18 protein-coding genes and 1 pseudogene are annotated in these 19,639 nt (G+C 58.0%); 8 read left to right on the top strand and 11 right to left on the bottom strand.

What is annotated here, in order from left to right; all coding sequences use genetic code 11:
- Positions 1-174: 174 nt before the first annotated feature.
- From C9I57_RS28990 to nifH, 6 genes are all read right to left on the bottom strand, one after another.
- Positions 175-1,431: an ATP-grasp domain-containing protein gene (locus C9I57_RS28990; RefSeq protein WP_107153993.1), complete on the bottom strand. Its 1,257-nt coding sequence runs from the start codon at positions 1,429-1,431 to the stop codon at positions 175-177.
- 1 nt (position 1,432) lies between these two features.
- Positions 1,433-2,506, bottom strand: coding sequence for a saccharopine dehydrogenase (locus tag C9I57_RS28995; RefSeq protein ID WP_107153994.1), 1,074 nt, complete (start codon positions 2,504-2,506; stop codon positions 1,433-1,435).
- A 1,182-nt stretch (positions 2,507-3,688) separates the two neighbouring features.
- Positions 3,689-4,486, bottom strand: a complete 798-nt coding sequence (locus tag C9I57_RS29000) for a DMT family transporter (protein WP_107153995.1) — start codon at positions 4,484-4,486, stop codon at positions 3,689-3,691.
- A 285-nt stretch (positions 4,487-4,771) separates the two neighbouring features.
- Positions 4,772-6,331, bottom strand: coding sequence for a nitrogenase molybdenum-iron protein subunit beta (gene nifK / locus C9I57_RS29005; RefSeq protein ID WP_107153996.1), 1,560 nt, complete (start codon positions 6,329-6,331; stop codon positions 4,772-4,774).
- Positions 6,332-6,404: 73 nt separating this feature from the next.
- On the bottom strand, positions 6,405-7,865 hold the full coding sequence (nifD, locus tag C9I57_RS29010; protein WP_107153997.1) for a nitrogenase molybdenum-iron protein alpha chain: 1,461 nt from the start codon (positions 7,863-7,865) through the stop codon (positions 6,405-6,407).
- Positions 7,866-7,943: 78 nt separating this feature from the next.
- Complete coding sequence (gene nifH / locus C9I57_RS29015) at positions 7,944-8,825, bottom strand: nitrogenase iron protein (RefSeq protein ID WP_107153998.1); 882 nt, start codon at positions 8,823-8,825, stop codon at positions 7,944-7,946.
- 509 nt (positions 8,826-9,334) lie between these two features.
- On the opposite strand from nifH, the gene C9I57_RS29020 reads away from it, so the two are divergent.
- Positions 9,335-9,943, top strand: a complete 609-nt coding sequence (locus C9I57_RS29020) for a hypothetical protein (protein ID WP_107153999.1) — start codon at positions 9,335-9,337, stop codon at positions 9,941-9,943.
- A 216-nt stretch (positions 9,944-10,159) separates the two neighbouring features.
- Positions 10,160-10,402, top strand: coding sequence for an FmdB family zinc ribbon protein (locus C9I57_RS29025; protein WP_107154000.1), 243 nt, complete (start codon positions 10,160-10,162; stop codon positions 10,400-10,402).
- Positions 10,403-10,439: 37 nt separating this feature from the next.
- On the opposite strand, the gene hisC is transcribed toward C9I57_RS29025, so the two are convergent.
- The 5 genes from hisC to nifB form a co-directional block, all read right to left on the bottom strand.
- Entirely contained in the window at positions 10,440-11,507 is a 1,068-nt protein-coding gene (gene hisC / locus C9I57_RS29030; protein ID WP_107154001.1) for a histidinol-phosphate transaminase, read from the bottom strand.
- Positions 11,508-11,706: 199 nt separating this feature from the next.
- The gene (gene nifT, locus C9I57_RS29035) at positions 11,707-11,925 is read right to left on the bottom strand and encodes a putative nitrogen fixation protein NifT (RefSeq protein WP_102607366.1); all 219 of its coding nucleotides are present in this window, start codon (positions 11,923-11,925) and stop codon (positions 11,707-11,709) included.
- Positions 11,926-11,956: 31 nt separating this feature from the next.
- Positions 11,957-12,235, bottom strand: coding sequence for a nitrogen fixation protein NifZ (locus tag C9I57_RS29040; protein WP_102607401.1), 279 nt, complete (start codon positions 12,233-12,235; stop codon positions 11,957-11,959).
- An 11-nt stretch (positions 12,236-12,246) separates the two neighbouring features.
- A complete protein-coding gene (locus C9I57_RS29045; RefSeq protein WP_102607365.1) occupies positions 12,247-12,642 on the bottom strand; it encodes a nitrogen fixation protein NifZ in 396 nt (131 codons plus the stop codon).
- 19 nt (positions 12,643-12,661) lie between these two features.
- On the bottom strand, positions 12,662-14,260 hold the full coding sequence (nifB, locus tag C9I57_RS29050) for a nitrogenase cofactor biosynthesis protein NifB (RefSeq protein ID WP_107154002.1): 1,599 nt from the start codon (positions 14,258-14,260) through the stop codon (positions 12,662-12,664).
- A gap of 472 nt (positions 14,261-14,732) precedes the next feature.
- Between nifB and C9I57_RS29055 the strand changes: the two are divergent.
- The 6 genes and pseudogenes from C9I57_RS29055 to C9I57_RS29080 all read left to right on the top strand — a co-directional run.
- Positions 14,733-15,633: pseudogene (locus C9I57_RS29055) on the top strand (homocitrate synthase); the annotation flags it as partial.
- A gap of 56 nt (positions 15,634-15,689) precedes the next feature.
- On the top strand, positions 15,690-16,028 hold the full coding sequence (nifW, locus tag C9I57_RS29060) for a nitrogenase stabilizing/protective protein NifW (protein WP_107154003.1): 339 nt from the start codon (positions 15,690-15,692) through the stop codon (positions 16,026-16,028).
- Between the two features lie 14 nt (positions 16,029-16,042).
- Positions 16,043-16,891 carry an electron transfer flavoprotein subunit beta/FixA family protein gene (locus tag C9I57_RS29065; protein ID WP_102607362.1) on the top strand — a complete coding sequence of 283 codons (849 nt, stop codon included), beginning with the start codon at positions 16,043-16,045 and terminating at the stop codon, positions 16,889-16,891.
- Positions 16,888-18,003, top strand: a complete 1,116-nt coding sequence (locus C9I57_RS29070) for an electron transfer flavoprotein subunit alpha/FixB family protein (RefSeq protein ID WP_107154004.1) — start codon at positions 16,888-16,890, stop codon at positions 18,001-18,003. Before C9I57_RS29065 ends, C9I57_RS29070 begins: the two co-directional genes overlap by 4 nt.
- Positions 18,004-18,013: 10 nt before the next feature.
- Positions 18,014-19,324: an FAD-dependent oxidoreductase gene (locus tag C9I57_RS29075; protein ID WP_102607360.1), complete on the top strand. Its 1,311-nt coding sequence runs from the start codon at positions 18,014-18,016 to the stop codon at positions 19,322-19,324.
- Complete coding sequence (locus C9I57_RS29080; RefSeq protein ID WP_107154005.1) at positions 19,321-19,620, top strand: ferredoxin family protein; 300 nt, start codon at positions 19,321-19,323, stop codon at positions 19,618-19,620. The genes C9I57_RS29075 and C9I57_RS29080 overlap by 4 nt, the downstream gene beginning before the upstream one ends.
- The last annotated feature ends 19 nt before the right edge of the window (positions 19,621-19,639 follow it).

Below are 19,639 nucleotides of genomic sequence, written 5' to 3' on the forward strand. Positions count from 1 at the left end.
GTTCGGCACCGCAAGGTCGGGGAAGCAAGCTTGGGCACGAGGAGTGCAAAATCTTGCAGCGCACGCAGCGGCAGGCGACAGACGTGCTTTTGGCTGGGCGACGTCTGAAAACGCAGGGTTACTTCGTTTTGCGAACCAACCATTGCAGCCAAAAGAAAGCAGGTAGGTGCTCGCCTAAGCATGGAACAGATCTTGAAACATCCTTGATTCGATTTCTCGAAAGCGCAGGTAGTCCGCATGCAAGGCTTGATTATCGTTGGATAGGAGGAAGGCATAGCCCGGCCGCGCGACGCCGCCGTTTGTCTTTGAAAGATAATCCCCCACAGTCGGGAATACGATCATCCTCTCCAATGTCGCCAATTCGTCAAACTGACTTAGATCAGGATCGGTCACTACGTATCCTCCTGATTTGGAACACATGTAGACGAACCGTAGGTTTTTCTGGCTCGATTTACGCAAAGCATCCGCGCGATTCCTAAACTGCCCTGGGTTCATTACCGTTTCGATCGTCATTGAAAGCTGACTGTATCCCTGTGCCTCGTGGATAGCTGCGAAGAGCTGCGCTCCAGACAGGCGCGCGCCGCACTCGATAAGTCGCGGCCCATTGATCGTGAGCATTACTTCGCTGTGCGCAGCTCCGTTGCAAACTCCCAGCGCATCAAGCGCCGCAAAAACATATTCCTCAACGTCCTCGAAAACTTTTGTCCCTCGCATTATGAGATCAGCGTACTCGTCTGTCGATATCTCGCCTTTCAAACCACCAACACCTATCCACATATCAGTGATAAAATGATCCCCGTCGCAACTGACGCTATTAACCATCAGCTCCGAACCCTCTAGGCGCTCTTGGATTACAAATTCTGAATTCACTACCCCACTAGCGTTTAGATGTCCGTGGTTACTTACAAACGCAGCTTCTATCTCCTCGGCGTTCGAACAAAGCGCGACGCCATCCGACCTGCATCCCATCGTTGGCTTGAGGACAACTGTCCCCAACTCGGATGTCGAGTACCACGTGAGGATCTTGCCGAGGGAATCCGAAACGAACTGTTTCATATTCGATACCCCATCCCTCCTTAGAGCTTCGATCATATGATATTTATTTCTACGAGTCTGCGTTGTACTAATGTCGTTTCGACGGACATTAAAATTATCAGCCAATAGGTCTGCGAGGACGACGCCTGATTCACAGCCGGGAATTATTGCTTTGATCGAATAATCACCCAGTCTTTTCAGAACTTCAGGCAGCGCGATGCGATCAAGTTCGAAGTTTGCAATATAGTCGGCCTGCTTGTAGCCAAATCGCGATGTTTTTTCTGCGGAGCCAATATGAATGCACTCATACCCGTGTCCGATAAAGGCAGGCGCCAAATACCGACCAGACGACCATCCATTAACAATTACTATGATATTTTTTCCTCTAGTTTTCATTTTACATCCTCGAAAGGCTTGCAGCGAAACTTTGATATGCACTCCCCCACGCTGAGTCAAACGCATAGCCCCCGCTTATTACAAGTTCACAAAGGAAGGGAAATAGATCTCCGCTTAGGGTCGAGCTACTTTCTACAGGCAACAACGAGGCAACGTTGTCGATGGCAACCACATCGATGGAATTCATACCTCCGCCGCATCTTCGGGCTGGCTCAGAGAAGCTGGTCGATTCACGATAAATAGGCAATGGGTTATAGGGACTGGCGGCATCGCAACTTACATCGCCGATGATGGAAAGCCGGTGTGGTATTTCGAGAATTCTTGAGTTGAGCAGTGCCGGCGTCGCTTCATCCGCGCGTATGCAGTTAAAAACTATATCGAAATCTAAAATCTCATTATGCAAGTTGGATGCGGTCTCCGCTCTTCCCCAACATTCGTAGCTCATACCGAGAACATCCAGTAGGTGACGCACACCCGAGCCGGTCATTCCTCGCCCACCCATTATGAGGATACTGGCCTCTCTTGTGTTTTCCGTCTTACGTTTCATCATCTCGACGAGCTCAGGGAAGCTATTATGAGAGGTTTTTTCAAGTGACATTTCTGCGTCACCATTCATCTTTCTTTGCATAAGTTCTATCGTTACGGCCGCACCGCACACACCTGCCCAGAAACTCACCCCCGGGGTGACGAGTTCTCTACCGCGAAAGTCGCGAAGGTACTCGAGATCGAGCAGAACGCCTCCGCCTCGACGGAACCGGTGAAGAACTGCTGTCGCGCCGGCCTGTTGTTTGAAAACATGCCCGAAATAGATGTGGATGTGACGGACCTCCTCGACGTCCTCGCTTAGTTCTTTCAATCCCAGAATGTAGGCTTCCGAGGGCGCGTGTTGCCAAGAATGCGAGCCGACCATCTCACACCCGGCTTCTTCGTATTGTTCATCCGCGAAGCAACGCATAGGCGAACGTTCAACGGTCACGCTAACTCCTTTCTTGACCAGCATCGCGGCATGAGCGGGCATAAGCGGCGTGCGGCGCTCAAAGCATTTGGTTTCAGATCGAAGCCAGATGTGATTCATAGTGCGCTCCTGGTAAAAAACGAATTGGTATCGCTGCGCGACATGAACGCAAAACCCGCGCCGGCCTTCGAAGATCGCCGGAACAGCGCTTCTCCGTAGGAAAGAACGTCTAATTGGAGCATGCGCTGAAACAGGTCGAACATTTTGCGTCGCAAACCCGACAATTTTGACAAAGGCAGTCGACCAAGGGTCACTGAGCGCAGTCATCAGCTATACGCGCGCCTCCAAAATCAGCGCCTTGCTGGTGTAGCGGAGAAAGCCGAAGTGTCGAGTCGCTGATTACTAAGCGGCGTTTGGAGAGAGCAATCACGATCAGACCTTGACCTCAAAGTGCCGCTGAATGCGAGATCGAAATCATAGCCACCGCCATACAGCTGGCACACGCGGCAACGCGATTCCCCCCTTGATAAGGGGGTGCTGCAGTTCGACACTGACCAAACAGAGGGGGCCGGCGAATAGACTGAACGGAAAGCCAGTTGAGCTTGGGGATCGGACTCGTTCCTCATGCGACTTGCTGCTCGACTTGCTCATTACCATCGAGCGCTACGAAGTCGCTTCATCGATGCGATCCATTGATGCAACGCGTCGGCGCAAGCCCCAGACAAGGCCTGCTGTTACCAAAACTGTCGCGCTCGCTGCACTGCTACAGGTCGATCGCATCTGATTCGAACGCGATTGCCTGCGGGCAGGACCCCAATAGGGCGACCAGTTCTGGCAGTGCATACGTTTGTCTCATGGCGTCAACCAGCGTCGTCTTCTGCCGATTGCTCAGGAGCCGAGGGTGGTCGATGCCCAGGCCTTTTTAACAGTTCATTGGCTGGACTTCTTGCCGGAATAAATGAGACTACATCCCTCCGGAGGATTTTCGTCCAGGCTATTGATCGAAGTATGGGTTCATTCAGACTCATTCGTCGCCGCAACCATTCCTTCATGCGCTTTGCGGAGAAACCCCGGCAATCACATTGGAATGTTGTGGCGACTATCTAACGGCACGTTGTGGCGCCAGTGCGACCCGAAGACGACAAGGAAATGGCTAATCTGAAACTCATCCGGGAGGGAATGGCCGAACGAGTTTATCGACTCGATCGTGCGCATGGGACTGTCATTGCAGCACCAGCCACCGCGACGAAATAGGGCCGCACGGCTCGGGAGCCCAAAAAACCGTTACGTGGTCAACGAGGTTTAAAGCGTGGACGTCATTTCCGTTGCGCCGCCCTGATCACCGAACGGAGCGAGAAGTGATAAGGCCGCATTCCTGAACGCGATGGTCAGCATGATTTGTCCGGTGTCGGCTGCCACTCCTAGTAGCGCCATGTATCCGAAGTCCTCAATGTCCGGCATTACCCAGCGAACAGCAATAGATGCACCGCTGGCAATCGTTCCTATGATCGAGAAATAGAAAACAATGGCCGCCGGGTCCTCGGTCCCGGAGAGTTTCTTGATCTGAATAGCCGATCCTACTCCAAACATGGCGCTAAGTAAGATCAGCATCACTGCAAACAATGATGCACCGTTTCCGATCGACAACGAAACCAGAGCTACTCCTAGGAATCCTAGCATAGAAGCTATCGCTACTGCAGGGCAGAAGCGCTCGGACAGGAAAAGAACGGCGAATAAGACAGTGAAGATTGGCTTCGTGTAATGCAGCGTCACTGCGGTCGCCAAAGGCAAGTATGGCAAGCCGGCATAAAAGAATCCCACCGAGGCAAGCGCCATGGCAGCTCGCAAGAAGTGTCCGAAGAAGCGACGAACCGTCAAACCCTTCCGCCGACCCCCGCAAAACCGGAATATAAGGACTGCAGGAAGCAATCCGAATAGCATCCGGAAGAAGACAACATCGGTTTCCGGATATCTGACCGACGCAATTCGGGCGACCACATCGGCCACACTGAAAAGGAAATTCGCAAACGACATGAATGCGATTCCGCGAAGCTTCCGTCTGTTCAGTTTGCGGTAGATTACTGTCTTACTGACCAACATACTGTCGGGCCCTCGCAACCCGCCATTCGTTCCAGGCGTATATGAAGCACTCGAGTTCCTTCCCTGACGTTGCAATGGTTTGCATTTCGACGCTACGGCTCTTGCGCACGCGCCAAACAGATCACGCACGAGGAGCGCATTCCAATCGGTCGCAACGTACAATCTGGGTTCGGAGAGCCGTTGAATGACGCTAGTTTCACCAAGTCAGAAGCCAGCTTGCTTGTGCAGGGTCAGTCCGGCGGCCGGCCGGACTCCTGCATACCGGCCGCTAGCTTTGCCTCATCCTCAACGGACGATGTCATAGCCATAGTCGGTCTTCGAAAGCGCTATGGTGTTCGCATCAAGCGCCTCAAACATTTCGTCGAGCAGCATCACGAGAAGTCGCAATGCACCGGCATATCCCCACGTCGGGTACCGGTGGTAGTGGTGACGGTCAAAAATCGGAAAGACAAGTCGCACAAGCGGCGTCTTAGTGTCGCGTTCGAGATATTTCCCATAGGTGTTGCCGATAAGGAAATCCACCGGTTCCGTGAACAGCAACGAGCGCAGATGCCAAAGGTCTCGCTTAGGGTAGACCTTGCATTCCACACCGTACGGCGACGCGTCGAACAGCGCCTGTACCTTCGCCGCCCAGTCGTCGTTGCCATTCGTCGCAAGCACGTGCGCCGGCTCTGCGCCGAGCTCGAGCAGGAACTGTGTGTAGCCGAGCATCTGATCCGGATCGCCGTAGAGGGCGTAGCGCTTCCCGTGCAGAATTGCTTGGCTATCCGCCATGGCATCGACGAGCTGGCCGCGCTCCTTTTCGAGTTCAATCGGAATCGGTTTGCCCGTCACGCGTGAGATCTCCATCAGGAAATGGTCGGTACCCGCAACGCCAACGGGCGCGTTAAGTACGATGACCTCCTGCCCGTGCTCGGCAATGAATTTGCGGGTCTTTTCGCAGCAATACTCCTGGAACACGAAGGTCGCCTTCGCGTTGAGCGCGCGCTCGACCTCTTCCTTCGTTGTGCCGCCCTCGTACATTCGGAACTCCCCATCTGTCGGCGTGTTCCATGTCCCGGACGGATCGCAGATGACGTTGACCGTCACGCCGAACAGTTCAAAAATTCGGCGAATCTCCTTCATGTTGCCGACCACGAACCCGTCGAAGCCGCCAATAAAATTCACGCTGTCGTCCGGCGTGCGTGCAAGCGGTTCGGCCGTCCCGGCCTTTCCGTCCCAGAAGTGTTTGAGAATGCCGAGCAGCGCGTTGTCGTAGCCGGTCACGTGACTGCCGACGAACGCCGGCGTATGAGCAAATGGCACATCATAGTCCTCCGGTACACTACCCTTTTGCTTACTGTTCTTGATGAACGCGTCGAGGTCATCGCCGATCACCTCCGCCATGCATGTTGTCGAGACGGCGATCATCTCGGGCTTGTACAGGCTGTATGCGTTCGAGAGTCCGTCGACCATGTTGTTCAGGCCGCCGAACACAGCAGCGTCCTCGGTCATCGACGAGCTCACGCACGACGTGGGCTCTTTGAAATGCCGCGAGAAATGCGAGCGGTAGTAGGCGACGCAGCCCTGCGATCCGTGTACAAATGGTAGCGTCTTGTGAAAGCCGTTCGCGACGTATACCGCGCCGAGCGGCTGGCACGCCTTCGCCGGGTTGATGGTCAGCGATTCGCGAGCGAAGTTCTTCTGCTTGTAGTCCTCTGTCCTCGTCCATTCGACGGCCCGCTTGACGGCCTCCTCAGAATGATTGAATTCGAAGTTTTCCTTCTTGTTGCGAAAGATTGCCTGATACTCCGGCTCGCGAAACAGCATTTCGTAGTCGAGAATCTTTTCGACCGATTGGGTCATGAATCGCTCCTGAATCAATAACCTAAGCAGCGCGCGGCCGGCACCCCTGGGGCGCGGCCGCAACACGCCGCGCTTACATGGTCTTCTTCCACGGCGCCTTTGCTAGGCTCCAGACTGGACTCGCGATCGCCATGTCCATGTCGCGCGCGAAGATCGCAAAGCCATCGTAGCCGTGGTATGGGCCCGAGTAATCCCAGCTGTGCATCTGGCGGAACGGTACGCCCATCTTCTGGAAAACGTACTTTTCCTTGATGCCCGAGCCGACGAGGTCCGGCTGCACCCGCTCGACGAACTTCTCGAACTCGTAGCCGGTCACGTCGTCGTAGATGAGCGTGCCGTCCTTCACGTAGTGCGCCGTGCGCTGATAGTCGTCGTTGTGTGCAAACTCGTAGCCGGTGCCGACCACCTCCATGCCGAGGTCCTCGTAAGCACCAATCACGTGGCGCGGGCGCAGGCCACCTACGAATAGCATTACCTTTTTGCCAAGCAGGCGTGGCCTATACTTGGCGATGACGGCATCCATCAACGGACGGTATTTTGCAATCACCATCTCCGCATTCGCCTTGATCGTGTCATCGAATCGGCTCGCAATCTCCCGGAGGCTCTTTTCAATCATTGTCGGGCCGAAAAAGTTGTACTCGACCCATGGAATGCCATACTTCTCCTCCATGTGACGGCTGATATAGTTCATCGATCGGTAGCAGTGCAACAGGTTGAGCTTCGATTTCGGCGTGTTTTGGAGTTCGGCAAGCGTGCCATCACCGGACCACTGCGCGATCACCCGCAGCCCCATCTCCTCGAGCAGGATACGGCTCGACCACGCATCGCCGCCGATGTTGTAATCGCCGATGATCGCGACGTCGTAGGGCGTCGACTCAAGCGTGGACCGCTTCCTGTCATCGGTCTCGAACACGCAATCACGGATCGCGTCGTTCGCGAGGTGATGCCCGAGTGATTGCGATACACCGCGAAAACCCTCGCAGCGCACGGGCACGATCGTATGTCCTCCGTACTGCTTGCTCTTCCTCTTCGACACCGCCTCGATGTCGTCACCGATGAGGCCGATCGGACACTCGCTCTGGATCGAGATACCCTTGTTAAGCGGAAAAAGCTCCTGGACCTCGTCAATGATCTTTTCGAGCTTCTTGTCACCGCCGAACACGATGTCCTTTTCCTGGAAGTCAGACGTGAACTGCAGGGTGACGAAAGAATCGATGCCCGTAGTGCCGACGTAGTAGTTGCGGCGCGCGCCCCACGAGTACTGGCCACAGCCGACCGGCCCGTGGCTGATGTGGACCATGTCCTTGATCGGCCCCCAGACGACACCTTTTGAGCCGGCATAGGCGCAGCCGCGGATCGTCATTACACCAGGCAGCGACTTGATGTTGGATTTCACGCCACAATCGGGCTTGCCTTCCTCAAAGGAGCGCAAATGCTTGGCGCGCCGCTTGGCCATCTTCTCCGGATAAGCCGTCAGGACTTCGTCTATCAAGGCCTTATTAGCGGCCTTGCGTTCTTCAACCGTGGCGGTCATTGAATGTTCCATAAGTGAGCAACGTCATCACCGGACCCGGCCACCTTTAGATGCGCGGCGACCGTCGCCCAGCATTCGTCAGGCGGCCAGTTCCGCTGCGGTCTTGCCGACTTGCGACTCGTCGACTTGCACCATGATGCCCTTCTCCATCAATAGGTCTTCGAGCTGATCCATGGTGATCGGCGTCGGGATCACGCCATTGCCCGCGTTATGGTGGACTTTCTCGGCCAGTGCGCGATACTGCGCCGCTTGTGTGCTGTCTGGTGCGTACTCGATCACCGTCATTCGGCGTAGCTCTGCGTGCTGAACGATGTTGTCGCGCGGCACGAAGTGAATGAGCTTCGTGCCGAGCATCTTCGCGAGCGACTCAGCGAGTTCGAGCTCCTTGTCGGTCTTCCGCTCGTTGCAGATGAGGCCGCCCAAGCGCACGCCGCCACTGTTCGCGTACTTCAGGATGCCTTTTGAGATGTTGTTTGCTGCGTACATCGCCATCATCTCGCCGGACATCACAATGTAGATCTCCTGGGCCTTATTCTCGCGAATCGGCATCGCGAAGCCTCCGCACACCACGTCGCCTAGCACGTCATACGAAACGTAATCGACACCGTCGTACGCGCCGTTCTCCTCAAGGAAATTGATCGAGGTGATGACACCGCGTCCGGCGCAGCCGACGCCCGGTTCCGGACCGCCGGACTCGACGCAGCGGATATTCTTGTAGCCGATCTTCATCACGTCATCGAGTTCAAGGTCCTCTACCGAGCCGGCTTCTGCCGCGAGCGAAAGGATCGTGTCCTGTGCCTTCGCGTGCAGGATCAGGCGAGTCGAATCGGCCTTCGGGTCGCAGCCGACGATGAGGATTTTCTGCCCGAGATCACTAAGCGCCGCGAGCGTGTTCTGCGATGTCGTCGACTTGCCGATACCGCCTTTACCGTAGAAGGCAATTTGTCGAAGTTGAGTCATTAATGTTCTCCTGTTCAGAAATAATGAAACCAGGGTTGCAAATCTCAGCGCTGCAAAACCGCTACCATCCCTTCAGCCTGCGGTATCCGTCAGTCTTCTTGTGTCCAATCACGCATCGGCCGGAGCGCGTCCGCGCGGACCGCCCTCCAGCAGCTTTCGCGCCATCTCAACCTGGGTCCCCGCAATCCCAGGAGGACGGGGCTTCTGGCGCGCTTGCCAGAATCGCATCGGCTGACGTCAGCGACGTAGACTTCGCGACAAAGGGCGCGCCTTTTGTCGCAAACAAAACTGAAATTACAGAGGGCCGCCTTTACGTTCGTGTGCCCCTCTTCAGCAATGCGCTTGATCACGTGGCCGCTGGTGCGGTTATTGCGAATAAGAGGCCAACACCACGTTGTCAATTCGCGTTGTCGGATGCGCAATTGCGGCAGACGAGCCGCCGCGTTTTTCCGACCAAGTACGAACCGGCGTTCTCGTTGCGCCCAATTTATGGAAACAAGGAATAACTAATGACTTATACGCTCACCCGCAAGGATCTTGATGACACCGCCCTCGCCCGGCTGGAGCACGAAGGTCGACTACTCAACCCGGTCTTCAAGGGATTCATGAACACGTTCGGGCGAGTCGGCTTTCGCGGCGAGCTCGCACTGCGCTTCTCGCCGAGGCTCGCCGACGAGGCGCGTCCGCCCGAGCTTTCCTGCGAACAATTCATGGCGGTCGCCGACGTAGGCGAACGGCATCTGCCGTTCTTCGCCGGCTGGCTGCTAAGCTTCGAACACCTTAAGAACGTCGCAGAAGTGCTCGGCGACGCGCTATCAGCAAGTGGTAAGTATTTCTTGTTTTGCGACAACATTGACCTGAGCACGCGCTACCAGGTGCAGTATGAGAAGGCAATCTTTTATGTGATTCCGATTCTGGAATCGACCGTCTACAACGAGATCCTTGAGCTGCTCTACTTGGAGAAAAATGACCTGAAGAGGAAGGACACAGCCGGTAAACTCGACGCAATCGCTGACGCCGGAATCAAATTCGACGCCACGTTCGACTCGATCACCTATTCGGAGGGACTCGAACTGATGGGACCAGTGCGCAATCCAAACGAAAACCGGCCCGTTTGACGTTCGTTTGAACGCGCGTCGGGGCGCATTGAAATCGCTACCGCGCGTGACGCTCGACATCAGTCGCCTATCGCGGCTTGGAACTACAGTGCACGGCGCCCCTATGCCGTGCCGCCGACATGAAGGCGCAGTCGGCCAGGCACAGCAATCATTCGAGGGCTATGCTGCCGCCACTGCGGGCTGCGCGGCATCTTTCCTTTACACCGGAATCTCCTTATGCCCCTTTACGAATATCAATGTCGAAAATGCCGGTTGCAGTTCGAAACACTGGTGCGGCCCGGCACGATAGCCCTCTGTCCACGCTGCGGCAGTGCTGCGCTCGACAAGCAGGTCGCCGCCCCGGCTCCCCCTGGACGCAGCAAGGCGATCGTCGCATCGGCGCGGCGCCAGGCTGCGCGTGAAGGACATTTAAGCAACTACTCGGCACGCGAGCGCAGAAAGCTACTGGACCCGGCCTAAAGTGGACGCGGCAACGTAGATGTCCCATTCCATACGGTCAGTCGAGTATCTCGCGCAGCGCCGCGATCAATGCGTGGCACTCGTCGTCGGTGCCGACGGTGATGCGCAGATGCCTGTCGATTCGCGGTAGCTTGAAGTGTCGCACGAAGATGTCTCGATCTTTCAGGCGTTTTGCCAGAGCTTCAGCGTCGAACGACGCATGACGCACGAAAACGAAGTTGGCAGCGGACGGCACCACGTCGAAACCTTGCCTCTCGAGCGCCCGCGTGAGCCGTTCGCGGCTAGTGATCACGCGCTGGCAGCTGGACAGGAAATGGTCATCGTCCTCGTAGGCGGCCTGAGCGGCAACCTGCGCGAGCCGGTCGAGAGGATACGAGTTGAAGCTGTCCTTCACGCGATTAAGCGCTTCGATAAGCAATGCATGGCCGAATGCAAAGCCAACCCGCATGCCCGCCAGTGACCGGGCCTTGGACGTCGTGTGGACGACCAGCAGGTTCGGATAGTGGTCGATCAGCGAGAGCGCCGACTGCGCACCGAAATCGACATAGGCCTCGTCGATCACGACCACCGACGACGGGTTTGCGGTAACGATCTGCTCAATGTCCGCGAGCGAAAGAGCACGACCGGTCGGTGCGTTCGGATTGGCGAGCAGCACGCCGCCCGCGTCGCCGAGGTAGTCTCCCACGCGAATCGAGAAGTCGTCGGCGAGCGGGATGGCTTCATAGCGCACGTCATATAGCAGTGCGTAGGTCGGGTAAAAGCTATACGTAATGTCCGGAAAGCGCAGCGGCTTCTCGTGCTTGAGCAGCGCCCGAAAGGTGTGCGCGAGCACTTCGTCCGACCCGTTCCCGGCAAAAATTTGCTCCGGCTTCAGGCCGTGATGAGCCGCGACTGTCTCGCGGAGTCGACGCGCGAGCGGATCAGGATAGCGGCGGAGGCTCTCGCCCAATTGGCCCAGCTCGCGTGCAACCGCCGCGATGACGCGCGGCGACGGCGGGTAGGGGTTCTCATTGGTGTTGAGCTTAATCGGATCAGCACGCGCGGGCTGCTCGCCCGGAATATACGGCACCAGCCGCTGAACGACGTCACTCCAGTAACGGCACACTGCAGGGGCTCCTGACGGGAACACAAAGCGGTTGGCCGATCGGCGGTCTTGAAGCCCGGCCGCACGGCGCACGCGTCCGGCGCTTGCTTCTGATCATCACTATACCGGTCCGTCGCTCAGCACCCGCGGATTTCTGCACGGCATTCGTCGGCGCATGCAGGCCAACTCGATAATGACTCTGATCGACGCGACCGCCGCGTCAATCCACTTCGTCCTTCACGCGCCGAGCGTGAACCGTAATGGGCAGCATCGTGCCAGCCGCCATCTCGGGCAGCTCGAGCTGCCAGCCGTTCGCGAGCGTGACGAGGCCGCCCCACATCTGCGGTCGAGCCATCCACACAATCGGCTCCTCCAGGTCCTTCTTGGGTACATAGGCGGTCAGCGTGCCCATACTGTTCTTGCGGATCATGACTTTCACAACGGAACCTCCTAGGTGTAGTGAACGCGAACTACGCACGCCGGCACGGTTCTTCGGGCAACAGTCCGGCGGGGGCAGGCGCGATCTCATCCTCGGTGCAGCCGATAACCTGTCCGCCAAAATCGACGAGGTATACTGGCTCGCCTGTCTCGACGACCCGCCCAACATTGACAATCTCGCCGAGCGCGCCGGCTGTAACTAAGCGCCCTCCTTCGCCCCAATCCGGATAGCTGCCGTCGTTGCAGAGATCGTCCAGCGCGATGACGCGCATGCCCAACGAATACTCCGGCTGAATAAATTCGATGCTCATCCAGCGCACCCCTATCTTGTTTCGCGCGTGCGTGAAGATTCCCTCTCGCCGCCTGTCTCGCCAGCGCAACCCGTACCGATCGTGCGTAGCGCGGCGGCGCGCTCCCCGAGACGCGCCACGATGTCTTCGGGCAGTTTGTCGAGCGTGCATAGTTCCTTTGCCCGCATGCCGACTCGGTGACCACTTTCCACAAAGTCAACCGCGTAGATGTAGAACTGCTGCAGGAAGGTACCGATGTTGGTGACGTAGCCGACGTCGCCCTTGTTCACGAGTACCTCCCCAATATCTCTGCCGGCGTACGTGCCGTCGTTGCGGATAAGCGAGCGAGCGATCACGCGCTCGCCGAAGCCGAAGCGCGGCGGGGACGCTATCTCGATCGCGTCGTCGTCGCGGTTGATGTCACCCATGAGTCGCTCCTGCCAAAGTTCAGGGAGCCTCAGTCGTGCGCGTCAACGCACCCTGTCGGATCGCAGCGTCACCGCGAAACTTATGCACCACCGCTCCACTGCCGATGCGGCTGCGGTAGTCGTTGAACCAGGCAAGTGCGGCATTCTCGATGATCTCGCCAACGTACTTATCCACCAGCTCAATGCCCTCGTGCGAAAGTTCATCGCGCGGACACTCGCCGATCTTCGCGACCAGGACCGCGTGACAATCGTTGATCGCACGAACGACCGATGGCAGATTCTCTTCGTCGCCATAGCCGCCCTGGCAATATTGGTCCACCCTGCGATGGCCGATAAAGAGCACTTTAGTTGCGCTCACCTCGATAATCTGGAACTCCGAGGCGTGGCCGAAATGCTCGTTCACGCGCCCGCCGCCCTTGGTCGCGACCGCGACCAGCACTTTCAGGTCGTCTCCGGCCATGCTGACCGCCTGTGAGAAGGCCAGCGCCTTTTGCTTCGCCTCGCGCTGCGCGTTGCGCTCTACCTCGACCCGCCGCTGATATTTGCGGCGACGCTCGAGGTCATATACGACCTCCATCTGCTCAATGTTCTCGAATGCGAACTCCTCGTTGCGGTCCTGGCCCAGCAAGCCCACCGCATCCGCGCGGCACTGCCGACAGTGACGCATTACGTTAGCACCACCCTTGCATGCGTCCTGCACAGCCTTCAGCTCCTGCGCGGTCGGGCCGCGCTGGCCATTAAGGCCGAAGTACGTGCCGTGCTTGGGCTCTGAGATCAGCGGCATGATGTTGTGCAGGAACGCACCGCGCTTCTTTACCTCACGATTTACCTCGACCAGATGCGCGTCGTTGACACCCGGGATCAAGACCGAGTTGACTTTCGTGAGTACACCACGGGCAGTCAGCATCTCGAGTCCCTGCATCTGCCGCTCATGCAAGATGCGCGCGGCCTCGTAGCCTTTCACCCGGCGGTGGTCCCAGAAAATCCACGAATAAATCTTTTCACCGACGGCCGGATCGACCATGTTGATGGTGATCGTCACGTGGTCGATGTCATACCTGCAGATCTCGTCCACGAGGTCCGGCAGCGCAAGACCATTGGTCGACAGGCACAACTTGATGTCACCAGCCTGCTCCCGGAGCATCCGGAAGGTGTCAAAGGTTTTCGTAGGGTTGGCCAGCGAATCGCCTGGCCCAGCGATTCCGAGCACCGTCATCTGCGGAATCTCGTTCGCGACCGTCACCACCTTTTTTACAGCCTGCTCGGGGGTCAGCTTCTGCGATACGACGCCGGGGCGCGACTCGTTCGAGCAGTCGTACTTGCGGTTACAGTAGTTGCATTGGATGTTGCATGCAGGCGCGACTGCCACATGCATGCGCGCGTAATGGCGATGCGCATCTTCCGAGTAGCATGGGTGATTCTTGACCTTTTCCCATACCTCCGCCGGCAGCTCCTCGGGGCTGCCTGACAAACCGCAGTCCGCCTCGCCATCACCGTGCTGGGAACCGCAGCCGCTGCGCGTGACCGGCGCTTCCATGGTCGATCCCAGGGGCTTTATCTGCCCGATGCCGATGTAGGCGGAAGCGGGCAGCGTGCAGGCGTTGGCGCTATCTTGCATCGATCTCTCCTCACAACCGACAGTGACTACACGGCGGGTGACAGCCAGATCCATGCCATTCGCGCCCGGTCCACTGAAACGCTGGCTAAACGGGCCGCTCATGCGTTTCATCTCGTTGCACCGGCCCCCAAAAAAAGCAACAAGCGCACCGATTTCTGTCGCAAACACAACGAACGTGACTTGTGACCCAGCGCATGTAACGGACAAAACTAACAACCCAACCGAAAAGCAATGAGAGTTGCCAATAAAAACAACGGTGGCATGGTCGTTGCAAACTGCGAGACGCGCTCTCTTGAAGGATGACCAGCACGATGCAAACGCCACAACAACTTGTCTCCACCGCACAGCCTCCCTTCGCTGCGCACGCAGCCTCGAGGCACCAGGCCGACTCACGCAGCCTGCCGATGTTCGATTGCCCGAACGCAGTTTATTGCGCCAAAGCCTATGGGCGATAACCGGAGAGATTGATCAAATGCCCGTACCGATCATCAACGACACCACCCTATGCGACGGCGAACAGACTGCTGGCGTCGCATTCACGCTCGAGGAAAGATGTGCGATCGCGGCGGCGCTGTCTCGAGCCGGCGTCGCCGAAATCGAAGTCGGCGTCCCCGCCCTGGGCGAAGACGAAATCGCGTGCATCAAGGCGATCGTCGACTTGAATCTCGACGCCGGTGTAATGGTATGGGGGCACCTGACTCCACGAGATCTTGCCGCGGCGTTGCGCTGCAATGCCGATATCGTCCACCTCTCAATTCCCGTTTCGGACATTCGTTTGCAGGACAAGCTGCAGAAGCCGCGCAGATGGGTGCTGGAGCAAATCGCGCGCGTCATCGCCGAGGCAGTGAAGAGCGACCGCAAGATTTCCCTCGGCATGGAAGACGCCTCGCGCACAGACCCCGCCTTCCTCGTGCAAGTGGCGCGCTGCGCGCAGCAACACGGCGCGCAGCGCGTGCGCTTCGCCGATACCCTTGGCGTGCTCGATCCGTTTTCGACCTACGAGGCCATCGCAAGGCTGCGCGATGCCGTCGACCTCGAGATCGAAATCCACGCGCACGACGACCTCGGACTCGCCACAGCCAACACGCTCGCTGCCCTGCGGGCGGGAGCCACCCACGCGAACACCACAGTCGACTGCTTGGACACGGGAGCCGGCAATGCGGCACTCGAAGAGATCGTCGTCGGCGCGCAGCACTTTCTAGGACGGGACACCGGGGTCAATACCGAGGCCCTGCTCGCAGTTCGTCGGTTGATCAAGAGTGCGTCGGGCCGCATCCTCTTCTCCAACAAGAGAATTTGCCGGTAGCGGCGTCTTTACGCCGCACCCTGGCAATCACACCGGCGGCATTGCGAAGCACCGGAGAACACGCGAGTGAATCGATTCCTTCGAACTCAGCCGGCAAAGTACGTTCAATAGGGATTAGAAGACATGCAAGGACTCATGGATCAACTGAAAACCCTCTCCTCGGCCGAGGATTTCCTGCAATTCTTTGGCATTGCATTTGACCAGAAGGTGGTGAATGTCAGCCGCCTGCACATCCTCAAACGCTTCTTTCAGTATCTCCGGCAACAGGAAGCTGTGCCGCAGGACAATGAGACGCGCCTCTTTACCGTCTATCAATGCCTGCTGCAACAAGCCTACAACGATTTCGTCGTGTCCACGCCCGCGGCGGAGAAAGTGTTCAAGGTGTTCCAGGATGTCGACGGACGACAGCAAGTCTCCCTCGACAATCTGCACGCGTCATTACCGGCCGGCGGCGCCGCCTAACTCGGAGTGCTGCAATGCACATCGTCGTCTGCATCAAGCAGGTTCCGGATTCAGCGCAGATCCGGGTCCATCCTGTCACCAACACCATCATGCGCCAAGGCGTGCCGGCGATTGTCAACCCATACGACCTGTTCTCGCTGGAGGAAGCGCTGCGGCTGAAGGACCGCTTCGGCGGCAAAGTCACGATGCTATGCATGGGACCGCCACAGGCCGAGGATGTATTGCGCAAGTGCATCAGCTACGGTGCCGATGACGCGGTGCTCGTCACCGATCGAGCGTTCGCTGGCGCCGACACACTCGCGACCTCGTATGCGCTCGCCAGCGCGATCCGACAGATCACGAAGGAACAGGCAGTGGACATTGTTTTCACAGGCAAGCAGACGATCGACGGCGACACTGCGCAAGTCGGCCCCGGCATCGCCAAGCGCTTGAGCTTGCAATTGCTCACCTACGTTTCCAGGATCGTAGAGACCAACCTGGGTACTCGCACGATCGTCGTCGAGCGCCGCGCCGAAGGCGGCGTACAGGTGCTGAAAACTGCGCTGCCATGCTTGGTGACGATGCTGGAGAACACGAACGAGCTACGCTTCGCGACACTGCCGGCGATGATTCATGCGGCGGGCTTTCCGGTGCGCAAATGGAACCGCGAGCAGGCTGGCATCGAGGACGTAAGCAAGATCGGGTTAAAGGGCTCCCCGACAGTGGTGAGCAAGGTGTTCGGTCCGACGCCGCGCAGCGAAAAAGCCGAGATGCTAGAACTCAACATGTCGAGCCTGCCTGACGTGTCGCTGAAACTGCTGCATAAGTTATTCACCCGCCATCCGACATTGGAGGCAGACCTGCTGATGAAGAGGACTTCATGAACTCGCCCGCCACCTCGGACAAGAAGCCGGCCGCGCCCACTAAACCGGCCGGCGGCCGCAACTTCGAACTACCCGAACACCTGAAAGTCTACAGGGGCGTGTGGGTCTTCCTGGAGCACGACCGCGGCCACGTGCACAGCGTGTCGTGGGAACTGCTCGGTGAGGCACGCAAGCTCGCGGACAAGCTCGGCAGCGACGTCGCCGTCGCGGTGCTCGGCGGCTCCGATGAGCCTCTCGAGCAGTTTGCCGAGGAGGCCTTCTGCTTCGGCGCCGATAAAGCGTACGTCATTCACGATCCAGTGCTGCTCGGCTATCGCAATGAGCCGTTCACCAGGGGGCTGACCGATCTCGTCAACAAGTATCAGCCGGAGATCCTGCTGCTCGGCGCCACCTCGATGGGCCGCGATCTCGCGGGCTCGGTCGCGACGACGCTCGCCACTGGCCTCACCGCCGACTGCACGGCGCTGAACATCGACCCGACCTCGCGCGCGCTCGCGGCCACGCGGCCGACTTTCGGTGGCTCGCTGCTGTGTACGATCATGACGCTTGCGTACCGCCCGCAGATGGCGACGGTGCGCCCGCGCGTCATGGCGATGCCGCAGATTCAGGCGGGCCGCGGCGGCGAGATCGTTCAGGAGACGCTTGACATGATCGAGGCCGACATCGTGACGAAACTGATCGACTTCATCGCCGATACGGAGAGCAACCGGATCAACCTGCCCTACGCGAACGTGATCGTTAGCGGCGGTAAGGGGCTGAAGAGTCCTGAGAACTTTCGCCTCGTCTTCGAGTTGGCGCGCGCGCTGGGTGGCGAAGTCGGCGCGACACGTCCTTGCGTGCAGGCGGGCTGGGTCGAGGCCGACCGTCAGGTTGGGCAGACTGGGAAGACGGTACGGCCGAAGCTCTACATCGCGGCGGGCGTCTCGGGAGCGATCCAGCACCGCGTCGGCATGGAAAGCTCGGACCTAATCGTCGCGATCAACACAGACCCGAACGCGCCGATTTTTGACTTTGCGCACTACGGCATTATTGCCGACGCACTGCAGGTACTGCCGGCTCTCACGCGCGCGTGCGCAGACCGTCTGGCACTATGCGACAGAGCAATCGCGTGAGGAGAATCGGATGAAAATACCCTCGCAATTCGATGCGATCGTCGTCGGAGCCGGACCTTCTGGCAACGCCGCGGCCTACGTGATGGCCAAGAGCGGACTGAAGGTGCTGCAGATCGAACGCGGCGAATATCCCGGTAGCAAAAACGTGCAGGGCGCAATCCTCTATGCGAATGCACTCGAAGAGATCATTCCCGATTTCCGTGACGACGCGCCGCTCGAGCGCCACATCATCGAACAGCGTATGTGGATGCTCGACGAAACGTCGTTCGTCGGCACTCACCTGCGCAGCGACGACTACAACAAGCCGCCATATAACCGCTACACGATCATCCGTGCGCAGTTCGACAAGTGGTTCTCATCAAAGGTGCGCGAAGCCGGCGCGTTGCTAATCTGCGAGACGACTGTGAATCACCTGATCTTGGACAACGACCAGGTCGTCGGCGTGCAATGCGACCGTGAACAAGGCGACGTCTATGCCGGCGTCGTGATTCTCGCTGACGGCGTGAATTCGACACTCGCACGCAAGGCCGGCTTTCACAATGAAATTCAGGCGAGCAACGTTGCCCTGGCCGTTAAGGAAATTCTCTTCATGCCAGAAGAGACCATTGGTCAGCGCTTCAACATAGGCGACGAGGAAGGTGTCGTGATCGAGATGGTCGGCCGTATCACCGACGGGATGGTGGGCACAGGCTTCCTGTACACGAACAGAGAATCGCTGACCATCGGCGTCGGCTGCATGCTGAGTGACTTCAAGAAAAACCCAAACCGCACAAGCCCGTACGTCCTGCTCGAAGAGATGAAGCATCATCCGGCAATCGCGCCGCTGATTGCCGGTGGCGAAATGAAGGAGTATTGCGCGCACCTCATTCCAGAAGGCGGCTTCAACGCGATTCCGCAGGTTTACGGCAACGGCTGGATGATCGTCGGAGACTCGGGTGGCTTCGTCAATGCCGCGCATCGCGAAGGGTCCAACCTCGCAATGACGACCGGGCGCCTCGCCGCCGAGACCGTGATCGCGGCGAAAGCAGCCGGGCGCGGTTACGGCGCAAATGAGCTTTCGGTGTATAAGGCCGCGCTTGACGACAGCTTCGTGATGAAGGATCTATACAAGTATCGCGACATGCCGAACATCCTGCACCGCAATCCACAGTTCTTTACGACATACCCGGACCTCGTCGCAAACGCGGCCCGCACGATGTTCACTGTCGACGGCGTCGACAAGAAAACCAAAAAGCACGAGGTCATGGCAAGCTTCCGTAGAAGCCGCTCGCTCACTGGCCTTGTCGGCGATGCATACAAGCTTTGGAGGGCCTTCCGATGAGCAACATCGCTGTCAACATCGAGGAAAAGCTTTTTCAGAACCGCTACCGCGTGGACGCGGGCCGGCCCCACGTCCAGATCAGGAATGCGGACGTCTGCACCGACGAATGTGGCGAGAAAAGCTGCACGTTCGTTTGCCCGGCATCGTGCTACAGAGTCGAGAGCAACGGCACGGTCACACTGATCGCCGACGGCTGCCTGGAATGCGGCAGCTGCCGCATCCTCTGTGCGGACCACAATAACATCGAATGGGAGTACCCGCGCGGCGGGCACGGCATACTGTTCAAGTTCGGCTAGAGGAACGCGGCAATCACAA

Origin of the sequence: Trinickia symbiotica, from assembly GCF_003028655.1 — a bacterium.
GTDB lineage: Bacteria > Pseudomonadota > Gammaproteobacteria > Burkholderiales > Burkholderiaceae > Trinickia > Trinickia symbiotica_A.

What these genes read in the sequence shown, in the direction of transcription:
- C9I57_RS28990 (WP_107153993.1), bottom strand. Translation starts at nt 1,431, where the DNA reads ATGAAAACTAGAGGAAAAAATATCATAGTAATTGTTAATGGATGGTCG.
- C9I57_RS28995 (WP_107153994.1), bottom strand. Translation starts at nt 2,506, where the DNA reads ATGAATCACATCTGGCTTCGATCTGAAACCAAATGCTTTGAGCGCCGC.
- C9I57_RS29000 (WP_107153995.1), bottom strand. Translation starts at nt 4,486, where the DNA reads ATGTTGGTCAGTAAGACAGTAATCTACCGCAAACTGAACAGACGGAAG.
- nifK (WP_107153996.1), bottom strand. Translation starts at nt 6,331, where the DNA reads ATGACCCAATCGGTCGAAAAGATTCTCGACTACGAAATGCTGTTTCGC.
- nifD (WP_107153997.1), bottom strand. Translation starts at nt 7,865, where the DNA reads ATGACCGCCACGGTTGAAGAACGCAAGGCCGCTAATAAGGCCTTGATA.
- nifH (WP_107153998.1), bottom strand. Translation starts at nt 8,825, where the DNA reads ATGACTCAACTTCGACAAATTGCCTTCTACGGTAAAGGCGGTATCGGC.
- C9I57_RS29020 (WP_107153999.1), top strand. Translation starts at nt 9,335, where the DNA reads ATGACTTATACGCTCACCCGCAAGGATCTTGATGACACCGCCCTCGCC.
- C9I57_RS29025 (WP_107154000.1), top strand. Translation starts at nt 10,160, where the DNA reads ATGCCCCTTTACGAATATCAATGTCGAAAATGCCGGTTGCAGTTCGAA.
- C9I57_RS29040 (WP_102607401.1), bottom strand. Translation starts at nt 12,235, where the DNA reads ATGAGCATCGAATTTATTCAGCCGGAGTATTCGTTGGGCATGCGCGTC.
- C9I57_RS29045 (WP_102607365.1), bottom strand. Translation starts at nt 12,642, where the DNA reads ATGGGTGACATCAACCGCGACGACGACGCGATCGAGATAGCGTCCCCG.
- nifB (WP_107154002.1), bottom strand. Translation starts at nt 14,260, where the DNA reads ATGCAAGATAGCGCCAACGCCTGCACGCTGCCCGCTTCCGCCTACATC.
- nifW (WP_107154003.1), top strand. Translation starts at nt 15,690, where the DNA reads ATGCAAGGACTCATGGATCAACTGAAAACCCTCTCCTCGGCCGAGGAT.
- C9I57_RS29065 (WP_102607362.1), top strand. Translation starts at nt 16,043, where the DNA reads ATGCACATCGTCGTCTGCATCAAGCAGGTTCCGGATTCAGCGCAGATC.
- C9I57_RS29070 (WP_107154004.1), top strand. Translation starts at nt 16,888, where the DNA reads ATGAACTCGCCCGCCACCTCGGACAAGAAGCCGGCCGCGCCCACTAAA.
- C9I57_RS29075 (WP_102607360.1), top strand. Translation starts at nt 18,014, where the DNA reads ATGAAAATACCCTCGCAATTCGATGCGATCGTCGTCGGAGCCGGACCT.
- C9I57_RS29080 (WP_107154005.1), top strand. Translation starts at nt 19,321, where the DNA reads ATGAGCAACATCGCTGTCAACATCGAGGAAAAGCTTTTTCAGAACCGC.